Below are 19,067 nucleotides of genomic sequence, written 5' to 3' on the forward strand. Positions count from 1 at the left end.
TTTTACAGATTCTCTGTGTTCATGCGGGGAGTGGTTCCTTCACTATGGAGTAATTGTTCATCGTTCCCTCGACCATCCAGCACTTCTCCACTTTCGGTAATATCCGCGCTACTATCTCCTTCGGTCGTATCATTACCAAAAGCGGTATCAACAAACATCGCAATTCCACCATTTTCAACTTCATCAAAGTAATGCTGCGCTTCTTGATCTGAAAATCCCATTGAATTGAAAGCATTGAAAACGGATTCTTCAAATCCCAAAAACGTATTAAAACCTTTTCTCCAATCCTCTCCGTACGATCCGGTTAAATCCATCTTTGTCTGGCCCTCAAGCATTGAAATATTATCTTGTTCACATGAAAATACATGGATACTATCTTCTTCATAGCCGTTCGCTTTCATCTCCGTTAGTTTATAAAGGACAGTATCGATTGAATGGAATATCCCGATAAACTTCCTATGTAACATCGTCACAACCACTCCTCCTAATGACTATTGTTTCTATTATTTTACCCCTTAAAAGATTATTGGAAACATGTTGTAGGTTTTGCATGTTTAGCCTTGCCAATAAGCGTGAATCATATAAGTAAGGAGGATGACTTGTATGACAAAAAAGAAACCCTTTACTGAACGTGACCGAAAAGATGCAGATGGCTCGTTTATGGACAATCCAGAACACCTAAAAACAGATAAAGAGAGCATTTACGATATGCACGAAGATATGAAGTTCGTTGACGCGATTCCATTAGAAGATGCGCGAATGGAGTGGCAAGAGGAAGAAGCTCACCGGGATACAAAAAGTAATTCTTCTAGTGAAGAAATGTCACCCGGATCTGAAAAAGATGATCGCTAATCAAAAAACTACAACCCACTTAGAATTATGGGTTGTAGTTTTTCAATTGAAAAAGCTTTAAAATAGATGAACAAAATTCGAGAATAGCCCGGATGAAGCTCCCAGAATAAGCATCAGAATAACAATGAGAATCCATAACACCAATACAATTCCAAGGATAATTAAATACGCGCGCGCAAAGTTCCGCCGCTCACTCAGCGCATCAAAAGCCCAGATGAATAGCATAATAAGATTGACAAGTGGAATGGCTAGTAATATGAATGTAATAATCCAACTTCCGATGGACATTTGAGGGGCAATTTGCTTTGACACACGTGTATTGTTGACCTGCTCGACCGCTTCCATAACCTACACCCCCAATCAAGTAAACTAAAGTTCCTTTCACAACCATAACAACTGAAGGTTAAGAATTGGTATAGATTAGAATATTTTAGACAGTCGTTTTGGCTGCGTTCCTATTAGACATCCTGACGCCAATGAATCCCAAGATTAAAACGGTAATAACGGAGACACAAATACTCCACCAAAATAGTAAAGACAAGCGGAATCCATAATAATTTAAAGTTTCTCGTCTGCTATAGACATTCTTTTTTCAGCAAGATTTTCAAATTCAATAAGGATTCTTGATTTTTCATAGCGTGTACGGACGTCTTCGAGCGAGCCCTGTTCAACAAGTGTTCCTTGGCGTAAAAACAGAAATTGGTCAGTCATCTCTTCCGCGTCATTTAGTATATGTGTGGAATAGAGAATTGTTGTTTCTGCTTGCAGTTCCAAGAGTAGATTTATGCTCGATAGCTATCACCACTGTTCTAGAGGAAGTATAACAAACTGTGGTGATTTATTTTAAAACCTATCATTATTTTAAAGAAAACAAAATTCCCAATTTCCCCCACCCCTTTGGGAAGTGACTACAAGCGCTATGGTTGGTAAATGATGAGATTCAAAACATCCAGTAAGTCATTGTTTATATTTCGTGGTATACTGTCATGATGGAACAGGAGGTTTTTCAAATGAAACAATGGATGTATCCGTTTATGATTATCTTTGCGGCGAGCTCTTACGGGATTCTTTCAACAATTATTAAGCTAGCCATTCATGATGGATTTACGGCATCTGAGGCGGTAACTAGTCAATACTTTACGGGTTTTATTCTAGCGGCCCTAATCTATATAATAGTAAATCGTTCAATCCCTAAATTTAGCGGTGGCATGACATTACTTCTCGCTGGATTATTTACTGCGACGACTGGGACCGTTTACGGACAAGCCGTCACGTATATGCCTGCATCGATTGCAGTCGTCATGCTCTTTCAATTCACTTGGATTGGCATGTTATTGGATTGCATCGTGAGTCGCCGTTTACCGAAAAGAATTGAAGTCATTTCACTTGTTCTGCTATTCGGTGGAACGATTTTTGCAGCAGGCGTCATAGATGCAGATATTAGTGGGATTCCATGGCAAGGTTGGGCGTGGGGGATGGCATCTGCGTTAAGTTTTTCACTATTCGTTTTGATCAATCAAAAACAAGTGAAGGGCATGGATACAACAACGCGCTTATTATTTACATCATTTTTTGCAGCGGTCGCAATCTTCTTCTTCCAATCACCTGAAATTGTTTGGAATGGAACACTAATTGGCAGTGGACTCTGGATTTACGGCCTGATCTTAGGTGTATTCGGAATTGTTATTCCTATTTACTTATTCTCAATCGCCGTTCCGAAAGTCGGAACAGCCACTGCATCGATATTGAGCGCAGCGGAACTACCAGTTGCTGTGACAGTTTCAGTCATATTATTGAGCGAACCATTGAGTTTCCTTCAAGTTATTGGGATTATCATTATTCTAATCGGGATGACATTGCCCACATTTATTCATAGACGTAAAAGAAATAAGATTGTAGGTGAACGAAGTGGTAGTTATTAGAAATTCAACCCCAGCGGATGCAGAAAAAGTAGTACCGCTGATCATCGATGCGATTGGTGATATCGCTGAGCGGATGACGGGCGAAGCTGAACCTTTAGCCATCGAACAAAGTTTATGTGAACTATTTAGACGCGATGACAATCCACATTCCTATCTATATACGTATGTTGCGGAAATCGACGGCAATATTGCAGGAACAATGGTGTTGTATTCGGGAGAAATCGCACCCCAACTCGACAGGAACTTGAGTAAATGGCTAAGCGAAAAAGGTGCTAAGGTTTCAGAGATTGACCCTGAATCACTTCCTGACGAACTATATGTCAATACAATTTGTGTCGATCCGAACTTTCGTGGAAAAGGGATTGGTTCACAATTGCTCACATTTGCCGAAGACATTGCCAAGCAGGAAAACATTGCAAAACTATCTTTAAACGTAGAAACGGAAAAAGAAGCAGCTATCCGACTGTATAAGCGAAGTGGCTATGAAATCGTCTCGCCATGGACAATTATCGGTGAACCGTTTCATCATATGGTGAAGATTGTTCAATAAAAAAACCACACAAATGTGTGGTTTTTTTACTTGTCATTCCTCTTTATCACTTAGCTCCTTCACAAAATAAACAAAGCGCTCCATTACTTCATCCAAAAACTGTAGCGTTACTTCATGTTTAAGTTCACCGTTTTCAAATTTCTTATTGGCAAACCCAATCAGGATTTCATTTCCCGCGGGAGGCAATGTTTTGGCTTCCACACTTAATAGCACTTGTCTCAAATGCAATTGCGCTCGAACGGTTCCGAGCCCGCCTTGAGTGACCCCCATCGGAATTACCGGCTTCCCTGCAATCGGCTTTTCCATCCTAGATAACCATTCCAACGCATTTTTTAAAACACCAGAAGTGGACCAATTATATTCGGGTGTACTTATAAGTACCGCATCCGCTTTTTCGATTGCCTTCTTAAATTGTTCGACTTCCCTGGGCGGAGCGACTTCAGTATCCTCATTGTAATAAGGCAGAATACCAATATCCGCAATATCAAGATCAAAGAGCGTGCTATATCTTTCTTTAATCGTCTTCACCAACTGCATATTGAATGAATCTTTTCGCAGGCTTCCAACAAGTGCTACAATCTTCATAACCTATCTCCTTTTTCACCCGATTTAACATCAGTATGTACAATAATTCATTGGTGTAGTAAAAATAATATTTATTACCGAAAACTTTTCAGGCTTTCCAAGGGTATATATAGTAAGAGCAACAAAGTTCGGTTGTTCCGAAAGGAGTGCGTATCGCATGGAAAAAGACGAATGGATTGTCATGATAAAAAAAGGCGACAAGGAATCATTCCGCCATTTTTATAACGCATATTCGGAATCTGCCATCCGTATAGCCACCGCCATTACACGCAATCGCGAAATGGCTAAAGATGCTGTACAAGAGACTTTCATACGCGTCTATCGTCAGATCAGAAGCTATAATTCGAAATTGCCATTCGATCCCTGGTTTTATCGGATATTGACCAATGAATGTCTGCGGTTGTTGAAGAAAGAGTCACCTCTTTCAAAATACGAACATCCAGACTTAGAAAATAATCCGGCATTGTCGGAAGAATCCTTTGATCATCTATCCGATTTATACGCCATAATCCAATCGCTAGATGATGCACACCGAATCCCACTCATCTTAAAATATATTAAAGGATTCAGTGAAAAAGAAATCGCAGAGATTCTTTCGTTGAATCAAAACACAGTAAAATCACGGCTGTTTAAGGGCAGGAAACGACTAAAAGAACAGTTGAACCCAACCGGAAAGGAGGACTCGATGCAATGAGCGATTTTGAAAAGCGAGTAAAAGATGAACTCCATAAACGGACTGCAGAAGAGTCACACGGATTGCAGGATGAAATATGGAATGAGCTTGAACAGGAATTATTTAATGAAGATAGAGGAGACGTGCAGAAATTGAAAAAGAAAGGTCGTATTATTTCAGTGATCGGCCTCATTGCAGCTGGCCTTCTGATTGCATTTAGTTTGCAAACTGACACGGGTAGCGCATTTATCCAAAGCGTGAAAGATATGTTCGTACCCGAAAAAGAAATTACGCAAGGGATTGAAGGGCAAGACGAAGAAACCGAAGTCCATTTAAAGGAAGGCATAGATTCCAAGTACATTATCTATATCGACGAAACCCGCTATAAGATGGTAAAAGGTGAAAATTCGGATGTGATTACGACAATCGATCCTCTTCCAGAAGATTTTCCAGAAGTTAAAATGGAAATTACACAACTGTCAGATGAAAAACCGGAAGACCTTGTTGAGAAAATCGAAGCCGAATTGAAAGTAGATTTTCCTGAACTACGGGAAATTGAACATGTAACCGAACCAGTCGAGGGCTATTTACTCCACGGCATAAACGGCAGTGAATGGGACTCAAATGTTGTTCATTTGTATGTGATTAGCAACGGAAACGAAGGAAGTTATGTTATTAGGGAAGACTATTTCCTTGAGGCAGCGGAAGGTCACGGCGCTAGGTTCCACTATATGCTAGAGAGCTTTGAGATTGTGGAAGAAAACTGAATGAGTTTTGCCGGATTCCCCATTGTAGGGTCCGGCATTTTTTAAGAATAATGCTGGAAAGTTAATTACTATAATTTAAGAATAACTAGGAGAAGTTAATGGGGATGACCATTATCAGGAAAGTAATTCCCTATCTTTTATTCACGGAGATCTTATTCATTTTAGTTGGCGGCATCTTAATATTATCCTACTACAAAGATGACCTTCTTCTATATTTTTTCTCGGTATTATTCTAATCATTTTGTTCTTAATCTATGGCAAAGTAGCTAATGGGAACAAGTCTTTAGAAAACAGAATATCCGATAAAAACACAATTTTTTCTTTGTTTATTATTTTATTTATTGACCCCGACTGGCCTTTTAGACTCGCATTAATAAGTATTCGCAGCAACTTGAAGTGCACCATAGCCTGTATTCACTTGAATTTCCTTCATTCGCAGTGTCAGCACAAGGTAGGGTGACTCTTTTAATTGTATCTCTAAGTAGCTTTAGGTCCGTCTTAATGTCCACAATACTACCAGTATCCGTTCCTACATAGACAACAGTGTAGTCTTTGGTAATTGTGTTTTGAACAGTAAACGCATCAAGTCCGGTTTCCGAGTCTTTAATTACGTTGATTACCTCAAATTTCTTTCCATTGACAGGAATGAATCTAGATTCGACTACAATTCTATATGCATGAAACCCTGCAAGCTCAACTAGATCAATATCATTCAACTGCTGATTATTTTAAGACTTTTCATTATCTTTTTGGACCATCGCTATCAACTCTCATTCCTTAATAATTAATTCAGGATTTCCCCGTTTAATTGAGTTTTCTTTACTACCTCTCCCCGACGTTTTGTCAATAAGGTTATCATGCATATAAATAGCATATTTAGCCCTTGGAAGCCCTTCTATATTTTCAATATCTAAGGCAATTTGGTCAATTAACTCTTCATCAGGTTCCATATCGTCCCCTGACATAAATAATTCGATTGCAACAATAAATTCCTCTGGATCATAAGATAAGTTCTTCTCGAATGTCTGCAAATCCTCTTTACTTATGTCTGGATTCTCTAGATATGCATCAAGTATCATTTGGAATGGGTCTGTAATTGCGCTAAGACGATAATATGATGTAGCATAATTATTCGCTCCCACATTCGCTAACGCTTCCCCCCTATTACCCGTGATTGGATATTTATTTACAATCCTCTTTAAATAATCATCTAGCACAGCAAATTCTTTATCAAAAATCATCGCAAACAAACCCGTAACAATTGCCTGTTCGATTTCACCTTCTAAAGACCAAACGCCATCAGTCTCAACCGTTTCATTCTCTCCATCTACAGGAATAATTGCCAACGTATAAAAATGAGGTTCCCCAACTGATTCTACAAAAACGGAAGCTGCGTCTGCAGTTCCGACGATGTTATGAACTTTAATGTCAGTCTTGTAGTTTTCTTTAAAAAACTTCTTAACTGCCTGTTCCACTTCATCTCTATGGCTTTCTGCAATGGCATCCGTGCCGTTATCGGGTGCTAATGTAAATCCTTCGCCAATGTATTCTTGAACAGGCACAAAATTCTCTTCCCGATATGCTTCCCCTACTTTTTTTAGTCTTTCCTTTTCTTTTTCCGAAATTCTAATTTCCTTTGCACCGTTTTTCCCGTCAACCAACTTATAATCTTGTTCCTCTTCTGCGGAATTCAAAATTGAACAACCCCCTAGTATCAATGAAGTGCAAAGCGTCAATACCGCAAGTCCCTTTAGATGGCTCATAAAAATCCTCCAATGGATTATTCTTTACTCACTATATTAGTACAAATGGATAGTATTGGCATTTATTCAACGAAAAAACTCTTTTAAACGTGCAAAATAGGTAGAATAGTTAGACGGCAGGCACAGGATTAGTTATTAGTAACTAGTGCAGAAATCTTCAAGCGATAAGGTATTTACAAATGAAACAGACTTGGAATTAACCATTCTAGGTACCTCATGCTTTCTATTTCTACGATCCCGAAATCAATCTTCCATACCAGCTATCCTTTTCAACACCGAACATTAACCTAAATTCCTCGGAATATTTATAAAGATAATAACTTCTAATCAAATTTCCGAACATATAGAGTAAAACAAAACTAATTCCGCACACAATGAGCGGCATGAAATCAATCATTGCACCAATCATTCTCGTTTCAAAGTCACTGTTAGTTGATCCGAAGGCCGCATTAATTCCCCATATTCCAACTAACAATCCAATTATCATCTTTTGATTAGCACTCGCCCACTCTACTAGTAAAGATCTTTTTTTCTTAGTCCCATAAACCATTTCCATTCCGTTGCGGTAGATTTTATTGATCACAAATGTGAGCGTTGCTATAAAAATCACATTGTAAATAATCCGAAGGGAAAAGTTATAAACAATTAATTGACTAAGTTTGAAAGCGTAAAGAACAAAGAAGAAAGTTAAGGTCGTAAGTGTAATATTTATAACAAAATAACTTTTTATATTATTTTTTCGTCTATAGCCTAAAGATGTAAGGAAACCAATGATTAGAAATATAGCTATGGCGTGAATATACCAAATGCTCGATGCTATATCTCTGAATTCATTATTAACGTCTAACGGAACAGCCGGCTCTTCAAAATCACCCGACAAGAACCAGCCAAAAGCAAATAATACATACATGCTGCCAATAAAAAATCCGCCTGATAATAGTACCCTACCAAAATTCGAGTTTTGCACCTCTTTATAAGCAATCGTTGCAAAGTTTTCACTGATCGCATCTTTAACTTGCGAAAATGAACCGTTTAAAATTTTCATGTCAATCAATCCCCCTGCAATTGAATTCTTTACCGATAAACAGGGATATGCCCACCTAATTTCGAGTGAAATCCAAATTCAAGGTAACATATCCCCAGTTTGAATACTGAAATCAGGGTTTTCCGTGTCGATTCCATTAATTTCTTTATAGACATCATTATTATCCAGCGTGATGCCTTCTTCTTCATCCATTTTTAATACTTGAAGCGTTAATGGTTGCGGACCTTTCTTTTCTACCTTAGATTCAGCCTCTGCGTCTCTTAAAGTGTTGCATCCTGTTAAGACGAGCATTGCTAGAATCACTATAATCATCGTCTCTGTCAATTTCCTAAATTAACTCTGTCATTTCTTAATTTATGTATTTTTTCCTGCCCTACTATTAGCGCCATTATATCTAGCTTTTTGGCTTTCCTTGCTTTAAGGCTTCAATCTTTTTAAACAAATCAAATATATGTTCTGAAATCTCTTCTTGATGCAATGAAATAATAGGAGAAAATTGTGTATTGTATTTTTCCATAGCCTCTTCTTTAAGATTGACTTCTAAATATTCCCTACTTGGTCGATTAATTTCTCCGATATCCTTCCAAGAGTACGCGGCATTATCCGTTCTGAGCTTATCATCTGAAAGCACTATAATTGGAACATTTCTTAAGTGATTATGAAGATGAAAGTACATTTGTAATAAGTAATGAATGATGGGAAAAACTGTTAATAGGAGGAAAAAAGCCTGTGTAATTGTCGGATTAAGTGGATCCCATGAAAATATTATCAAGACAAACCAAGGAAGATAGGACCATCCCCAAATCGTAATGGCGATACCCGCCAAATCAATAATCCAGGAAGTTGCTATTCTATTAACAACCACGTCATTCTTTTCAGGGATGTATGAAAGGAGTTTGTTGCGAAAACCTGAACCAAATACTCGCATGATATACATATTAATAACTCCTACGGAAAACCAAATGAAAGTTAACCACCTAACATTACATTCCTTTAAAACTGAACAGTTGTAACCTATGTATCTTTCCCTTTATCACTCACTCCTTAAGATTAAAGTTTTTCACAGAAAACGAGGGATATCTAAAAACGCAATACATCGCAATAATAAATTCACAAGCGCCGATTAGCAGGCCCAGATACACTACAGTGACTATAAACACACCAAAAACAAGTTCGTAATCCCCTAGTATACCGTTTTTGATGACCAGAGTTGTTAGTGAGGTTAATAGAAAGATTACTGGAAATAATATGAGATGCTTCGAACCTTTTTTCACATTTGACTTTCTTCCATGCCCATTTTTCGGTCTTAAGCTGTTGATCCATTTAACTAAAACAACTATATGTAGTATCAATCCACTAACTAAAATAATAAGAATAAACGGCAAGTATAAATGATAATTACCTTCATCTTTACTGAACATTAAGAACGTAAGATAAGGATCCAATGCTGCCTTATACGTGAAAATCACCATACCAACACTCAACAGCTTTTGGCTAAAAGCGTTATTCCACCAACAAAGTAAGAGTACAAGCAAATGGATACCGAATAAAACCGCTTCAGCGTAGTAAATCCTATGCCAACCAGTAGACAGTGTATCCCAGCCGACTGTATTCGCATTGGCTACAGCTAATGACACCCCTACAAAAAAAGCCGACATAAAAAAAAGACCAATAAGATAGCTCCTCATCCCAGACATCGTCAATCTACCATCTATTAATTCTCCTTTGATGGCGGAAAAACTTTCTTCCGTTAATTTACCCATTAATTTCACCTCGATTATGAGTGATGCTAACTAATTCCATCTATTACTGCTTAAACAAGACAGGGATATGTTGAACCTAATTTTGAAATCCAAAATTCAGGTAACATATCCCCTCCAACTATCTTTTAATATCCCATTTATGTATATTTCTTCTCAATTACTTATGCGTTCATATAAGGCTTTTTGTTTCTACTGCTTGTAAAACGTTAGAAAGGTTTTTCTTATGCCAACCCGCACCTATCATTATTTTATTTGACCTCGTTTTTATCAGGCATTAGAACAAAAATCCCCGCAATAATAAATAATATGCTAATAAAAAATTGAAATATAATGGTCGTTATGCCCATGACTAAAAGGATTATCCCCTGTAACTTCGTTGCTTTCTTCTTGATTCTAATACTTAAAAGGATTGCTATAATTGCAAAAGCAAATTGGAATACAGCGCCGACTCCCCAGATGAGAAGCAGTACGGAATCAGACTCACCCATTAACAACATCCAAATTAAACCAAATAAAGTCCACAGTATTGATATGACGCCACCAATTAAGGCAAGTATACTTGCAACCTTACTATTTCTTTCCACTTTTCAACCTCCAAGCTACCAAAACGTTAGCTATTAATTAGGTATATAAATAAAATAACTAGCAACATCGCAAAAAAGAAAAATATGTATATTCCGCTAATTGCTAAAGATATCCATAACAATTCTTTTTTTCTTTTCGTTTTAAAAAGCCCTACCATAGACAAAATAAAGCTAGTGAAAAATATGACACTAGCTACTCCAACCAATACGAGATTCATTTCGTAAAGAATAAAAGGAAGGAAAAGATATACCACAACATTAACTACCAACAAAATATAACTTAAAGCATCATATCTTTTTAAAAAATCTTGCATACTTTTCCACCTCTATATTATTTTATTCGGGGCTATTCTCTCTTACTTCGTCCACTCTTTTTGCAAAGTCATTTCTCCAAATCTTGAACTTCTCTTCGAATTCTGACTCTGTTCGATTTACATAACCACGGAATTTAACTATCTCAATATCAGTTGCATCAAATAATTTATATCCGTCTTTCGACAATCCTATTGGTAGTAATACGGCACCATAGTCCTTGAAGTTATTTTCATCGAATAAAATTCCCCTACTAATTATCATATAAACTAAATCCAGAACTAAAGTAACATAACCCTGCCTAGCTAACTATTATTGTCTTGATCCAACGTCATTACATAAAATATCGAGAAAAGTAATGAATGATGGGCAAAAGTGTCCATAGAAGGAAAAATGCCTGTGTAATTGTCGGATTAAAGGGATTCCATGAAAATATAATCGTGACAAACCAAGGAAGATAGGACCATCCCCAAATCGTAGCGGCGATACCCGCCAAATCAATAACCCAAGAAGTTGCTATTCTATTAATAACAACGTCATTCTTTTTAGGGATGTATGTAAGCAGTTTATTGCGAAAACCTGAACCAAATATTCGCATGATATACATATTAATAATCCCTATGGTGAACCATATGAACGGATCTAGAAAAATAAATCGCAGCATATGGTTACCAGGATCATCGATTGTAGGAATGAGCTTAAAATAAACAAAGAATGCCAACAAACCAGCTTTAGCGATGATTTGTTCAGGGATGATAACGTTTATCCCCACTTTTCTTAAGTAATCATTAATGATTTAATATGTCGTAAATTTCTTTTCTTACATTTTCCAATGGTTCGTTAAGTCGAATTCTTTCGTCATAGTCATTAGACCAAATGAAAAAGTCTGATAACCCGCCTCTTGGTGGAAACAGGGATTCGTGCATTTTTCTTACTTCACTAATATACTTCTCTTCAATTTCAACAGAAGGAAGATTGATTAAAAAATCAAGTATCTGCTTTACTTGTCGAATTTGTATATCAATTTCACCCCTTCCATACTTTTCAAGTATTTCAAGTAAATTTAAATACAACCTTTTTAAATCCTCAAATTTATTCGCCATCCAAATCACTCCTATTTCAATGGTATTTCCTCTAAAACCTCTAATCCTTTTATTTTCCAAGGTTCATGTACAAATGTTTGATTAATATCCATTCCACCCGAGAATGCTCCCCCTTGAAATCCAACAGGCCCCTCATATATCGTCGTCCCTTTAGGTATTTTTATCTTATAAGTCGCATTAAGCGGCGAAGTGCCCGTCAGCACTCCCGTTTTTGGATCAACCCATTGGGATTTAACCGCTAAATCAATACGAACCTTCGCTACTGATTCTGCCCGATCATTTGTAAACCACTGTCCAAGTGCATTTTTTTCTTTACCCGCAATAGTCAAACCTCCACTCTCTCCAGCGCGATACAGAATTAGATCTTCTTGCAATTCTTTAGCATTATATTTACCACCATAAAAATTATTTATTGGTTTGCTATCTAGCTTAGCTAAAGGTCCGGGATTTTCAATCATATTATATTCGTATTTAAGTGTATCTTTATACTTTGATCCGGCACCTCCAACAGTCCCAACACCCTTACCACCAACATTAAGGCCCTCAATCTTGCTTAACCTATCCTTCATGGCATTCCCATAGAAATGCGTATTCTCTGCGGGAATATGCACAGTACCGAGTTGGTCTGTCGCCAATCCCATTTGTCGGCTTGGGAGAATGTTTTTGGCTGCGGTTATAGTGGTGTCTGCTAGTTTTCCAGCTTCTACTCCACGTTTTAACAATTGGATTTGCACTTCTTTGGATGTATCTTTTACCGCTGCTCCCGCACTTTTCAACCGTGTAGTCGCTTGTTTCCCCGCAGTTACGACCATGTCATCCACATGTTTCAGGCTAGTTTGGAGACTGGCTTTCACACTGGACTTTACCCCCAGCTGTCCAAGGTCTCCACCTAGGTTGGCGGTTCTAACTGCACCACTAAATCGTTTAATTCCCACAGCCCCGGGAACGAGATCTAACGGACTGAGCGCACCCCTTAACCAACGTTCTGTTGTTCCTAACTCTCGACCAGATACCCAGTCTTCCCCGGATATGGCGGATTTCAATTCTAATGAACCATACACTGCGCCCAAAGCCAATCCAGCTGGCGGACAAACGATTGCGACGCCTACAATGACTACGAGTGCCGCAATATTTACCCAAAACTCTTTGTTTTCTTGTTGATTTCGAATCGATTCATAACCAAAAGCTCGCGTGTTTAATATTCCCATTTGGTATTCTTCTCGCGTGATATCCTGATCAGCATTCAGTTGTTTCCACGCTTCGAATTCCAATTTCATCTGTTCTGCGTAGAAACTATCTCCGCTAAACAAATCATCCAAACCAACCTCTGTTTTGAGTACTTCCGTTGATTCATACGAGCCGGGAAGATGTACGATTCTTGTAACACCAATTCGATTTTTTGTCTTGTAATTCGAAATGGATAATTGCTGCACTTCTGCCACGAATGCGTCAATATCTTCATAGAACGGCTGATCAATTGTCCGGTCAACGATATCGCCGACCTTCCCAGTAAACCTATGTAGGACTTTAAAGTCTTCAAACAAATTTTGATAGGTGTTTTTCCTGTCCGTATGTTTAAATGAGATGACGCCGTCACTATCATATCTTTCGACCGCCGATTCAGCGTCTTCTAGATTGGAACTAATGTCTTTTAAATCGTCAATCATACCTTTTCCATACACACCTAGCCCAATAAGGTTACCGATACCTGATTTCATCTTTTCCCAGTCTGCCGGGACATATTTTACATCCATTACATCACAGCTCCAGTTTCGCGATGATTTGTTCGGTGATGATGGCGTTTGCGCCACTCACCGTAGGTACTACTCTGAGTAGGTCTAACCAAAAAACATAAGCTAGATGTAAACCTGGATATTTCCCTGTTATTTTGATCCAGTGGTATATCCCGCTAGCTCATCTCCATTAAAAAAGATGTTCAACGCACTAGTTCTATCATCCTTCAAAAGATCGTAAGTCCACTGATTACCCTTTTCTTCTAATGGCTCACCAAACAACTCAATAACTTCGTCTTTCGTCATCCCATCTTCCAATGCATTGAACTTTTCCTCTGTAACTACGCCTTCTTTATTGCTACAGGCCACAATGGCGAGTGATAAAGCAATTAACATAAGGGAAATTAGTACTTTCTTCATTTTGTAGGCATCTCCTTTTGAAATTTACGAACTATAATTACTCGACCTCTAATTTAAACCATCTTTTAGTTGAATAGACGACCGTCACTACGGCTCCTATTAAACCAATTATAGTAATGACGGGTGTAATCATTGTACCGAATAACATCGCTAGTAGAGAGACGATGTAAAGAAGTACAGCATTATTGTTAATTTTAATATTAACTGTACTCCCTCGTTCTACTTGCCTATCTTCGCTACCAAAAATCAATTGTTTTGCTTTCATCGTTACTTGTTCCGCATCTGAAGTAATGGTATATTCCTCATTATTTTTCAATTTCTTCACTAGTTGATTATCCACCTCTAAGGCTACTTTGGTAGTTCCCCCCATCATTCCTGTCGATCTCTTTACACGTATACTCATTTTGCTCCCCCTTTGTATTTTCTGTAGTAATAACAAATTTCCCAACAATTTCAATTTCCAAGTATAAAGGCATTAAAACAAAGACTCTAACACCTTAATTTTAATGCCTGTATTCAAAAAGTTATTTCCAACCATTAAACTCTAGAAATTTATCTGGTATTCTTAATTCGATTTGCTGTTCGAGTTCTTTTAAAAATACATCCAAATCCGCCTTATCGTACCACTCTTGGCTATTTTCCAAACTAATTCCTACGTCACCATTGATAATTGAACAGCCGAATGCCCCTCTATTATAATTTAGAATAATATTGAAGTAGTTATACAATGTAAATTGCATACTAAACATCGTATAAGAAGTATCCGTTTGTCCGAAGACTGAAAAACTTCCTACTCTATCCTGAAAATGTCCTTTAAGTGCATTTTTGACCTCATCTTTTATTATTTCGAACCCCTTACTTTGCAATCGAAAGTATCCTTTAGTGTCAACAGTAAACATTCTTGGTTTGTGATTAACAATGTTTCAACAATCCTAAGAACTAAAATATAAAAAAGTAAATAAATCCCAACAATCCCATACTATTTGTTGCGGCTTTGTTGGTTCTTTCCTAAAAATCTATATACGATTTCTTTTAATAAATCGAACTACCTAATTGACTTATAAAATACAATGAACCATATAATCAAATAATCGAAAAAAATAAATGAATATCCACCAAGATAATACCTACAAAAATAAGTTTGGATTTTTTGCTATTAACCTATTTAATGATTCTACTCTTGAAATGAAATTATCTAATGCTTCTTCTTGAGTTTTAAACTTCTTAATCCCCGCTGGAGTTCCACGCTCCGATGTCGCAAACACTTCGTAATCAGATCCATTTTTTATAATTCCAACATTATTCGGCTCATAATTTGGTGCTTCAAAAAGTTTATAATTTGTTAGTCCTTTTTCAACAAGAATTCTTTTCACTTCTTCGTATTTCATTGAATGTCCTCCTAAAGTGATTTTAATAACCCCAGACCCTCTAACATACTTGTTGGTAAAGGTAATTGATATTGAATTCCTCCACCTACAGCACCGAACCCTGGTGCAATTTCTCCTTTTTGTATCTTCAGGTCATCGAATGATAAACCCCAAAAATTCATATAGTCATCAATGTCATTCCGAAGTTCAATCCTCGGACTCGCATCATAATAACTTTTTATGTTGCTAAAATCTCCTGTAATTTCATATTGATGGTATTTAGAAGCGTCTTCTATATATGGCAAGGAGCGCTGGTCATATGAAAATGGAGTACCACCATCAACTGGTGAGGTAAATCTGCCATCAGATGGACCATATCTATCAATAACTTCCCCAACTTTTGGAACGTATGAATCCTTAATTGGTTCACTTAATTTATCTAGTTTAAACCCGTCGTTAGGCACTTGAGACCAATCTATTTTACCATCAGATGTTAAAACTCTCGAATCCTTCGGAACTTGTACTTCGACAGGCCATTTTCCTGTTTTTACATATTCATCTGCTAATTTAGCGTCAATATTCTTTAAATAGTTATGCAAGTCCGTACTAGAGCATTTTGTTTGTTTCAACAGATCATCCAAATGCCTCCCAGTTCCGCTTCCTACCTTACCATCAACATTCAAGCCCTCAATCTTGCGTAACTTATCCTTTATGGCATTCTCCAAGAAATGCGTGTTCTCAGCGGGAATATGCACGGTACCGAGTTGGTCTGTTGCTAGTCCCATTTGGCGGTTCGGGAAAATGTTTTTGACAGCGGTTACGCTGGTATCTGCTAGTTTTCCAGCATCTACCCCACGTTTTAACAATTGGACTTGCACTTCTTTGGATGTATCTTTTATCGCTGCTCCCGCACTTTTCAAACGTGTAGTCGCTTGTTTCCCCGCAGTTACGACCATGTCATCCACATGTTTCAGGCTAGTTTGGAGACTGGCTTTCACACTGGACTTTACCCCCAGCTGTCCAAGGTCTCCACCTAGGTTGGCGGTTCTAACTGCACCACTAAATCGTTTAATTCCCACAGCCCCGGGAACAAGATCTAACGGACTGAGCGCACCCCTTAACCAACGTTCTGTTGTTCCTAACTCTCGACCAGATACCCAGTCTTCCCCGGATATGGCGGATTTCAATTCTAATGAACCATACACTGCGCCCAAAGCCAATCCAGCTGGCGGACAAACGATTGCGACGCCTACAATGACTACGAGTGCCGCAATATTTACCCAAAACTCTTTGTTTTCTTGTGTGTCCCGAATTGATTCATAGCCAAAAGCTCGCGTGTTTAATATTCCCATTTGGTACTCTTCTCGCGTGATATCCTGATCAGCATTCAGTTGTTTCCACGCTTCGTATTCCAATTTCATTTGTTCAGCGTAAAAGCTATCACCACTAAACAAATCATCCAAACCAACCTCTGTTTTGAGTACTTCCGTTGATTCATACGAGCCTGGAAGATGAACGATTTTCGTGACACCAATTCGATTTTTTGTCTTGTAATTCGAAATGGATAATTGCTGCACTTCTGCAACGAACGCGTCAATATCTTCATAGAACGGCTGATCAATTGTCCGGTCAACGATATCGCCGACCTTCCCGGTAAACCGATGCAGGACCTTAAAATCTTCAAATAAACTTTGATAGGTTTTTGCCCTATCCGTATGTTTGAATGATATGACGCCGTCACTGTCATATTTTGCGATCGCCGATTCAGCGTCCTCTAAATTGGAACTAATATCTTTTAAATCGTCAATCATACCTTTTCCATACACGCCTAGCCCAATAAGATTACCGATACTTGATTTCATCTTTTCCCAGTCTGCCGGGACATATTTTACATCCATCACATCACAGCTCCAGTTTAGCGAAGATTTGTTGGGCTATAGCGGCGTCAGCCTCCATCATCGTATTCAATATATCAATGACCAATGTCTGGGCACGAACATAATTATCTTGAAGATCCATCACTTTTGCATTTGCTTCTGCGTATACTTCCATAGCTTTTTTAGCTTTTCCCTCAGAATAATATTTTATCTGTCCTAATTTTTCTGTATTAGGTGTCACATTACTTTCCAATTCAGTAATAATCTCTTGCAGATAATTAAAGATTGTAATCATCTCATCAGAATTGATGTTAATTAATGAGGATGAGCCGCCTCCGTTACTCATAACCATTGCATTAGCCATATTATCGTGCCTCCTTGTAAGGGAATTCCATCTCATCAAATAATATTTTCAAAAACCAATACTGACTTGCATGATAATAGTTTTTATTAACGGGATCTACCATAATTAACTTTTCATTTTTCGTGAAGATAAGCCATTGCTGATAATAAGCTGGATTGGAGATGTCTCTAGGTTCCTCGTCTAAATGAAAATACTCCAGATTCATGAACATACTTTCCGGTTCAAATTTCTCTATTTCTCGCCTTTCATGATTGGACAGCTTTTCTTTCAAAAAAGACTTTTCTACTTCTTCAGGTTCTCTAAGTACAACAGGAAACTTTTCACCCAACATGCTTAACACAAGTGCTTTTGAGACAACGAATAATTGATAAGTTCTGTTTTCCTCTAATTCTAATAAAACAATCAACTCATCAACATCCTGTTCTCGAAACGCAAACATTAAGTTATTAATCCGCACATATTTTTTGCTTTGATGGTAATACTCAATTGCCTGAATAACTGGTGCCCCGCCGTCTGTTATTTTTCCATCCGCGGATAATATTCCTTTTTCTATTAATCGGTTATGCGCTTCTTCGAATACCTCTTCACCTTTTAATTGAAATACTTGTTTCTCAGGCAATCCGAAAAGTACATTCCCCCCAAATGCTGCAGCGAGTAAATATAATTCAACTACGTTAAACGTATCCGTTGACGTTTGCATTATAAATTTCTCACTTCCTGTACGGCACTATCCCGTTTAAAATCGTCGACATAGCGCTCTAAGTTATTTAATGCTTTTGTTTGTTTTTCAACTGCGGAAGTTATGTCCTTATGATACAGTTGAATAATTTCTAGGTAAGTTAAAAAATTATCCCTGGATTTTCCGCTCCATTTGGCGGAGTGGACGTAACCAGCAAGTTTTTCACAACTTTCATAAGTCTTTTTCACAGAGGCTTCTATTGCTTTCGCCGCAACCTGTGCTTCATTTAATTTAGCGCCATCTATTTTAACGGCCTCCATCGCGTCGCTCCTCTCTTTCTTTACGTTCTTTTTCCGCCTTTGCTTCGGCTTCTCTGATAGCTAGATTCTTATAATATACATACCGCTGATAGGCTTGGTTACTAGCACTATTTAGTTCACTTCTTTTTTGTTTTTCTTCGCTAAAGTGTTTATTTAACTTTCTATTCAATTCCTCGCGTTTTGGATCAAAATCATTCGATGGTATTTTGAAATTAGATAGACTTGGAACAGAGCTAATATAACTTGAATAGGAGGATTCAGCTTGAGCAACCTTTTTATTATGTTCCTTTAACGCATCTTGCAAGCTTTTGTATAAATCGTAATAGTTATCTCTTTTCTTCTCAGTTTCCGTTCTAAAAAGCCAACTGAACACAAGTGCTCACTTCTT

The 19,067-nt window shown here is 37.8% G+C and carries 30 protein-coding genes; 5 read left to right on the forward strand and 25 right to left on the reverse strand.

Going from position 1 to position 19,067, the window contains the following annotated elements; genetic code table 11:
• Positions 1-2: 2 nt before the first annotated feature.
• Positions 3-467: a general stress protein gene (locus J4G36_RS12545; RefSeq protein WP_246880611.1), complete on the reverse strand. Its 465-nt coding sequence runs from the start codon at positions 465-467 to the stop codon at positions 3-5.
• 136 nt (positions 468-603) lie between these two features.
• Here J4G36_RS12545 and J4G36_RS12550 point away from each other — a divergent pair, with 136 nt between their 5' ends.
• Entirely contained in the window at positions 604-852 is a 249-nt protein-coding gene (locus J4G36_RS12550) for a hypothetical protein (RefSeq protein ID WP_210470738.1), read from the forward strand.
• A 57-nt stretch (positions 853-909) separates the two neighbouring features.
• Here the strand turns inward: J4G36_RS12550 and J4G36_RS12555 are convergent, their stop codons facing one another.
• Together J4G36_RS12555 and J4G36_RS12560 are read right to left on the reverse strand one after the other, a co-directional pair.
• Positions 910-1,197: a hypothetical protein gene (locus J4G36_RS12555; protein WP_210470739.1), complete on the reverse strand. Its 288-nt coding sequence runs from the start codon at positions 1,195-1,197 to the stop codon at positions 910-912.
• Positions 1,198-1,410: 213 nt separating this feature from the next.
• A complete protein-coding gene (locus J4G36_RS12560) occupies positions 1,411-1,626 on the reverse strand; it encodes an ATP-binding cassette domain-containing protein (protein WP_210470740.1) in 216 nt (71 codons plus the stop codon).
• 236 nt (positions 1,627-1,862) lie between these two features.
• Here J4G36_RS12560 and J4G36_RS12565 point away from each other — a divergent pair, with 236 nt between their 5' ends.
• Both J4G36_RS12565 and J4G36_RS12570 read left to right on the forward strand, forming a co-directional pair.
• Positions 1,863-2,774, forward strand: coding sequence for an EamA family transporter (locus tag J4G36_RS12565; RefSeq protein ID WP_210470741.1), 912 nt, complete (start codon positions 1,863-1,865; stop codon positions 2,772-2,774).
• Positions 2,761-3,324: a GNAT family N-acetyltransferase gene (locus J4G36_RS12570; protein ID WP_368668776.1), complete on the forward strand. Its 564-nt coding sequence runs from the start codon at positions 2,761-2,763 to the stop codon at positions 3,322-3,324. Before J4G36_RS12565 ends, J4G36_RS12570 begins: the two co-directional genes overlap by 14 nt.
• A gap of 33 nt (positions 3,325-3,357) precedes the next feature.
• Here the strand turns inward: J4G36_RS12570 and J4G36_RS12575 are convergent, their stop codons facing one another.
• On the reverse strand, positions 3,358-3,909 hold the full coding sequence (locus tag J4G36_RS12575) for an NADPH-dependent FMN reductase (RefSeq protein WP_210470742.1): 552 nt from the start codon (positions 3,907-3,909) through the stop codon (positions 3,358-3,360).
• Positions 3,910-4,066: 157 nt separating this feature from the next.
• Here J4G36_RS12575 and J4G36_RS12580 point away from each other — a divergent pair, with 157 nt between their 5' ends.
• Entirely contained in the window at positions 4,067-4,603 is a 537-nt protein-coding gene (locus tag J4G36_RS12580) for an RNA polymerase sigma factor (RefSeq protein ID WP_246880598.1), read from the forward strand.
• A complete protein-coding gene (locus tag J4G36_RS12585) occupies positions 4,600-5,349 on the forward strand; it encodes a hypothetical protein (RefSeq protein ID WP_210470743.1) in 750 nt (249 codons plus the stop codon). The genes J4G36_RS12580 and J4G36_RS12585 overlap by 4 nt, the downstream gene beginning before the upstream one ends.
• Before the next feature lie 359 nt (positions 5,350-5,708).
• Here J4G36_RS12585 and J4G36_RS12590 read toward each other — a convergent pair whose 3' ends face one another.
• From J4G36_RS12590 to J4G36_RS12690, 21 genes are all read right to left on the reverse strand, one after another.
• Entirely contained in the window at positions 5,709-6,065 is a 357-nt protein-coding gene (locus tag J4G36_RS12590; RefSeq protein ID WP_210470744.1) for a hypothetical protein, read from the reverse strand.
• 54 nt (positions 6,066-6,119) lie between these two features.
• Positions 6,120-7,112, reverse strand: a complete 993-nt coding sequence (locus tag J4G36_RS12595) for a DUF1672 family protein (RefSeq protein WP_210470745.1) — start codon at positions 7,110-7,112, stop codon at positions 6,120-6,122.
• Positions 7,113-7,341: 229 nt separating this feature from the next.
• The gene (locus J4G36_RS12600; RefSeq protein WP_210470746.1) at positions 7,342-8,157 is read right to left on the reverse strand and encodes a hypothetical protein; all 816 of its coding nucleotides are present in this window, start codon (positions 8,155-8,157) and stop codon (positions 7,342-7,344) included.
• Between the two features lie 78 nt (positions 8,158-8,235).
• Positions 8,236-8,469, reverse strand: a complete 234-nt coding sequence (locus J4G36_RS12605; RefSeq protein WP_210470747.1) for a hypothetical protein — start codon at positions 8,467-8,469, stop codon at positions 8,236-8,238.
• Between the two features lie 82 nt (positions 8,470-8,551).
• On the reverse strand, positions 8,552-9,094 hold the full coding sequence (locus tag J4G36_RS12610) for a hypothetical protein (protein WP_210470748.1): 543 nt from the start codon (positions 9,092-9,094) through the stop codon (positions 8,552-8,554).
• A gap of 100 nt (positions 9,095-9,194) precedes the next feature.
• Complete coding sequence (locus tag J4G36_RS12615) at positions 9,195-9,920, reverse strand: hypothetical protein (protein ID WP_210470749.1); 726 nt, start codon at positions 9,918-9,920, stop codon at positions 9,195-9,197.
• Positions 9,921-10,168: 248 nt separating this feature from the next.
• Entirely contained in the window at positions 10,169-10,504 is a 336-nt protein-coding gene (locus tag J4G36_RS12620) for a hypothetical protein (protein ID WP_210470750.1), read from the reverse strand.
• A gap of 26 nt (positions 10,505-10,530) precedes the next feature.
• On the reverse strand, positions 10,531-10,818 hold the full coding sequence (locus tag J4G36_RS12625; protein WP_210470751.1) for a hypothetical protein: 288 nt from the start codon (positions 10,816-10,818) through the stop codon (positions 10,531-10,533).
• Positions 10,819-10,840: 22 nt separating this feature from the next.
• Positions 10,841-11,080 carry a DUF4176 domain-containing protein gene (locus tag J4G36_RS12630; RefSeq protein ID WP_210470752.1) on the reverse strand — a complete coding sequence of 80 codons (240 nt, stop codon included), beginning with the start codon at positions 11,078-11,080 and terminating at the stop codon, positions 10,841-10,843.
• A gap of 70 nt (positions 11,081-11,150) precedes the next feature.
• Positions 11,151-11,588: a hypothetical protein gene (locus J4G36_RS12635; RefSeq protein ID WP_210470753.1), complete on the reverse strand. Its 438-nt coding sequence runs from the start codon at positions 11,586-11,588 to the stop codon at positions 11,151-11,153.
• Between the two features lie 16 nt (positions 11,589-11,604).
• Positions 11,605-11,919, reverse strand: a complete 315-nt coding sequence (locus tag J4G36_RS12640) for a hypothetical protein (protein ID WP_210470754.1) — start codon at positions 11,917-11,919, stop codon at positions 11,605-11,607.
• An 11-nt stretch (positions 11,920-11,930) separates the two neighbouring features.
• Complete coding sequence (locus J4G36_RS12645; RefSeq protein ID WP_210470755.1) at positions 11,931-13,673, reverse strand: hypothetical protein; 1,743 nt, start codon at positions 13,671-13,673, stop codon at positions 11,931-11,933.
• Between the two features lie 129 nt (positions 13,674-13,802).
• The gene (gene bamE / locus J4G36_RS12650) at positions 13,803-14,072 is read right to left on the reverse strand and encodes an outer membrane protein assembly factor BamE domain-containing protein (RefSeq protein WP_210470756.1); all 270 of its coding nucleotides are present in this window, start codon (positions 14,070-14,072) and stop codon (positions 13,803-13,805) included.
• A gap of 37 nt (positions 14,073-14,109) precedes the next feature.
• On the reverse strand, positions 14,110-14,475 hold the full coding sequence (locus tag J4G36_RS12655) for a hypothetical protein (protein ID WP_210470757.1): 366 nt from the start codon (positions 14,473-14,475) through the stop codon (positions 14,110-14,112).
• Between the two features lie 121 nt (positions 14,476-14,596).
• Positions 14,597-14,971, reverse strand: coding sequence for a hypothetical protein (locus tag J4G36_RS12660; protein ID WP_210470758.1), 375 nt, complete (start codon positions 14,969-14,971; stop codon positions 14,597-14,599).
• Positions 14,972-15,199: 228 nt separating this feature from the next.
• Positions 15,200-15,460 (reverse strand): Imm59 family immunity protein, encoded by a 261-nt coding sequence (locus tag J4G36_RS12665; protein WP_210470759.1) that lies wholly within the window; start codon positions 15,458-15,460, stop codon positions 15,200-15,202.
• Between the two features lie 11 nt (positions 15,461-15,471).
• The gene (locus J4G36_RS12670; protein ID WP_210470760.1) at positions 15,472-17,337 is read right to left on the reverse strand and encodes a TNT domain-containing protein; all 1,866 of its coding nucleotides are present in this window, start codon (positions 17,335-17,337) and stop codon (positions 15,472-15,474) included.
• A gap of 4 nt (positions 17,338-17,341) precedes the next feature.
• Complete coding sequence (locus J4G36_RS12675; RefSeq protein ID WP_210470761.1) at positions 17,342-17,680, reverse strand: hypothetical protein; 339 nt, start codon at positions 17,678-17,680, stop codon at positions 17,342-17,344.
• Between the two features lies 1 nt (position 17,681).
• Complete coding sequence (locus J4G36_RS12680; protein WP_210470762.1) at positions 17,682-18,380, reverse strand: DUF5081 family protein; 699 nt, start codon at positions 18,378-18,380, stop codon at positions 17,682-17,684.
• Positions 18,380-18,679 (reverse strand): WXG100 family type VII secretion target, encoded by a 300-nt coding sequence (locus tag J4G36_RS12685; protein ID WP_210470763.1) that lies wholly within the window; start codon positions 18,677-18,679, stop codon positions 18,380-18,382. Before J4G36_RS12685 ends, J4G36_RS12680 begins: the two co-directional genes overlap by 1 nt.
• Complete coding sequence (locus J4G36_RS12690; RefSeq protein WP_210470764.1) at positions 18,666-19,052, reverse strand: chorismate synthase; 387 nt, start codon at positions 19,050-19,052, stop codon at positions 18,666-18,668. Before J4G36_RS12690 ends, J4G36_RS12685 begins: the two co-directional genes overlap by 14 nt.
• Positions 19,053-19,067 lie beyond the last annotated feature (15 nt).

It is taken from the genome of Sporosarcina sp. 6E9 (genome assembly GCF_017921835.1).
Classification (GTDB): Bacteria; Bacillota; Bacilli; order Bacillales_A; family Planococcaceae; genus Sporosarcina.

Excerpts from the sequence above, each read along its gene's own strand:
- J4G36_RS12545 (WP_246880611.1), bottom strand. The coding sequence starts at position 467 with ATGTTACATAGGAAGTTTATCGGGATATTCCATTCAATCGATACTGTC.
- J4G36_RS12550 (WP_210470738.1), top strand. The coding sequence starts at position 604 with ATGACAAAAAAGAAACCCTTTACTGAACGTGACCGAAAAGATGCAGAT.
- J4G36_RS12555 (WP_210470739.1), bottom strand. The coding sequence starts at position 1,197 with ATGGAAGCGGTCGAGCAGGTCAACAATACACGTGTGTCAAAGCAAATT.
- J4G36_RS12565 (WP_210470741.1), top strand. The coding sequence starts at position 1,863 with ATGAAACAATGGATGTATCCGTTTATGATTATCTTTGCGGCGAGCTCT.
- J4G36_RS12575 (WP_210470742.1), bottom strand. The coding sequence starts at position 3,909 with ATGAAGATTGTAGCACTTGTTGGAAGCCTGCGAAAAGATTCATTCAAT.
- J4G36_RS12580 (WP_246880598.1), top strand. The coding sequence starts at position 4,067 with ATGGAAAAAGACGAATGGATTGTCATGATAAAAAAAGGCGACAAGGAA.
- J4G36_RS12585 (WP_210470743.1), top strand. The coding sequence starts at position 4,600 with ATGAGCGATTTTGAAAAGCGAGTAAAAGATGAACTCCATAAACGGACT.
- J4G36_RS12595 (WP_210470745.1), bottom strand. The coding sequence starts at position 7,112 with ATGAGCCATCTAAAGGGACTTGCGGTATTGACGCTTTGCACTTCATTG.
- J4G36_RS12600 (WP_210470746.1), bottom strand. The coding sequence starts at position 8,157 with ATGAAAATTTTAAACGGTTCATTTTCGCAAGTTAAAGATGCGATCAGT.
- J4G36_RS12605 (WP_210470747.1), bottom strand. The coding sequence starts at position 8,469 with ATGATTATAGTGATTCTAGCAATGCTCGTCTTAACAGGATGCAACACT.
- J4G36_RS12610 (WP_210470748.1), bottom strand. The coding sequence starts at position 9,094 with ATGTATATCATGCGAGTATTTGGTTCAGGTTTTCGCAACAAACTCCTT.
- J4G36_RS12615 (WP_210470749.1), bottom strand. The coding sequence starts at position 9,920 with ATGGGTAAATTAACGGAAGAAAGTTTTTCCGCCATCAAAGGAGAATTA.
- J4G36_RS12625 (WP_210470751.1), bottom strand. The coding sequence starts at position 10,818 with ATGCAAGATTTTTTAAAAAGATATGATGCTTTAAGTTATATTTTGTTG.
- J4G36_RS12630 (WP_210470752.1), bottom strand. The coding sequence starts at position 11,080 with ATGATAATTAGTAGGGGAATTTTATTCGATGAAAATAACTTCAAGGAC.
- J4G36_RS12640 (WP_210470754.1), bottom strand. The coding sequence starts at position 11,919 with ATGGCGAATAAATTTGAGGATTTAAAAAGGTTGTATTTAAATTTACTT.
- J4G36_RS12645 (WP_210470755.1), bottom strand. The coding sequence starts at position 13,673 with ATGGATGTAAAATATGTCCCGGCAGACTGGGAAAAGATGAAATCAGGT.
- bamE (WP_210470756.1), bottom strand. The coding sequence starts at position 14,072 with ATGAAGAAAGTACTAATTTCCCTTATGTTAATTGCTTTATCACTCGCC.
- J4G36_RS12655 (WP_210470757.1), bottom strand. The coding sequence starts at position 14,475 with ATGAGTATACGTGTAAAGAGATCGACAGGAATGATGGGGGGAACTACC.
- J4G36_RS12660 (WP_210470758.1), bottom strand. The coding sequence starts at position 14,971 with ATGTTTACTGTTGACACTAAAGGATACTTTCGATTGCAAAGTAAGGGG.
- J4G36_RS12665 (WP_210470759.1), bottom strand. The coding sequence starts at position 15,460 with ATGAAATACGAAGAAGTGAAAAGAATTCTTGTTGAAAAAGGACTAACA.
- J4G36_RS12670 (WP_210470760.1), bottom strand. The coding sequence starts at position 17,337 with ATGGATGTAAAATATGTCCCGGCAGACTGGGAAAAGATGAAATCAAGT.
- J4G36_RS12675 (WP_210470761.1), bottom strand. The coding sequence starts at position 17,680 with ATGGCTAATGCAATGGTTATGAGTAACGGAGGCGGCTCATCCTCATTA.
- J4G36_RS12680 (WP_210470762.1), bottom strand. The coding sequence starts at position 18,380 with ATGCAAACGTCAACGGATACGTTTAACGTAGTTGAATTATATTTACTC.
- J4G36_RS12685 (WP_210470763.1), bottom strand. The coding sequence starts at position 18,679 with ATGGAGGCCGTTAAAATAGATGGCGCTAAATTAAATGAAGCACAGGTT.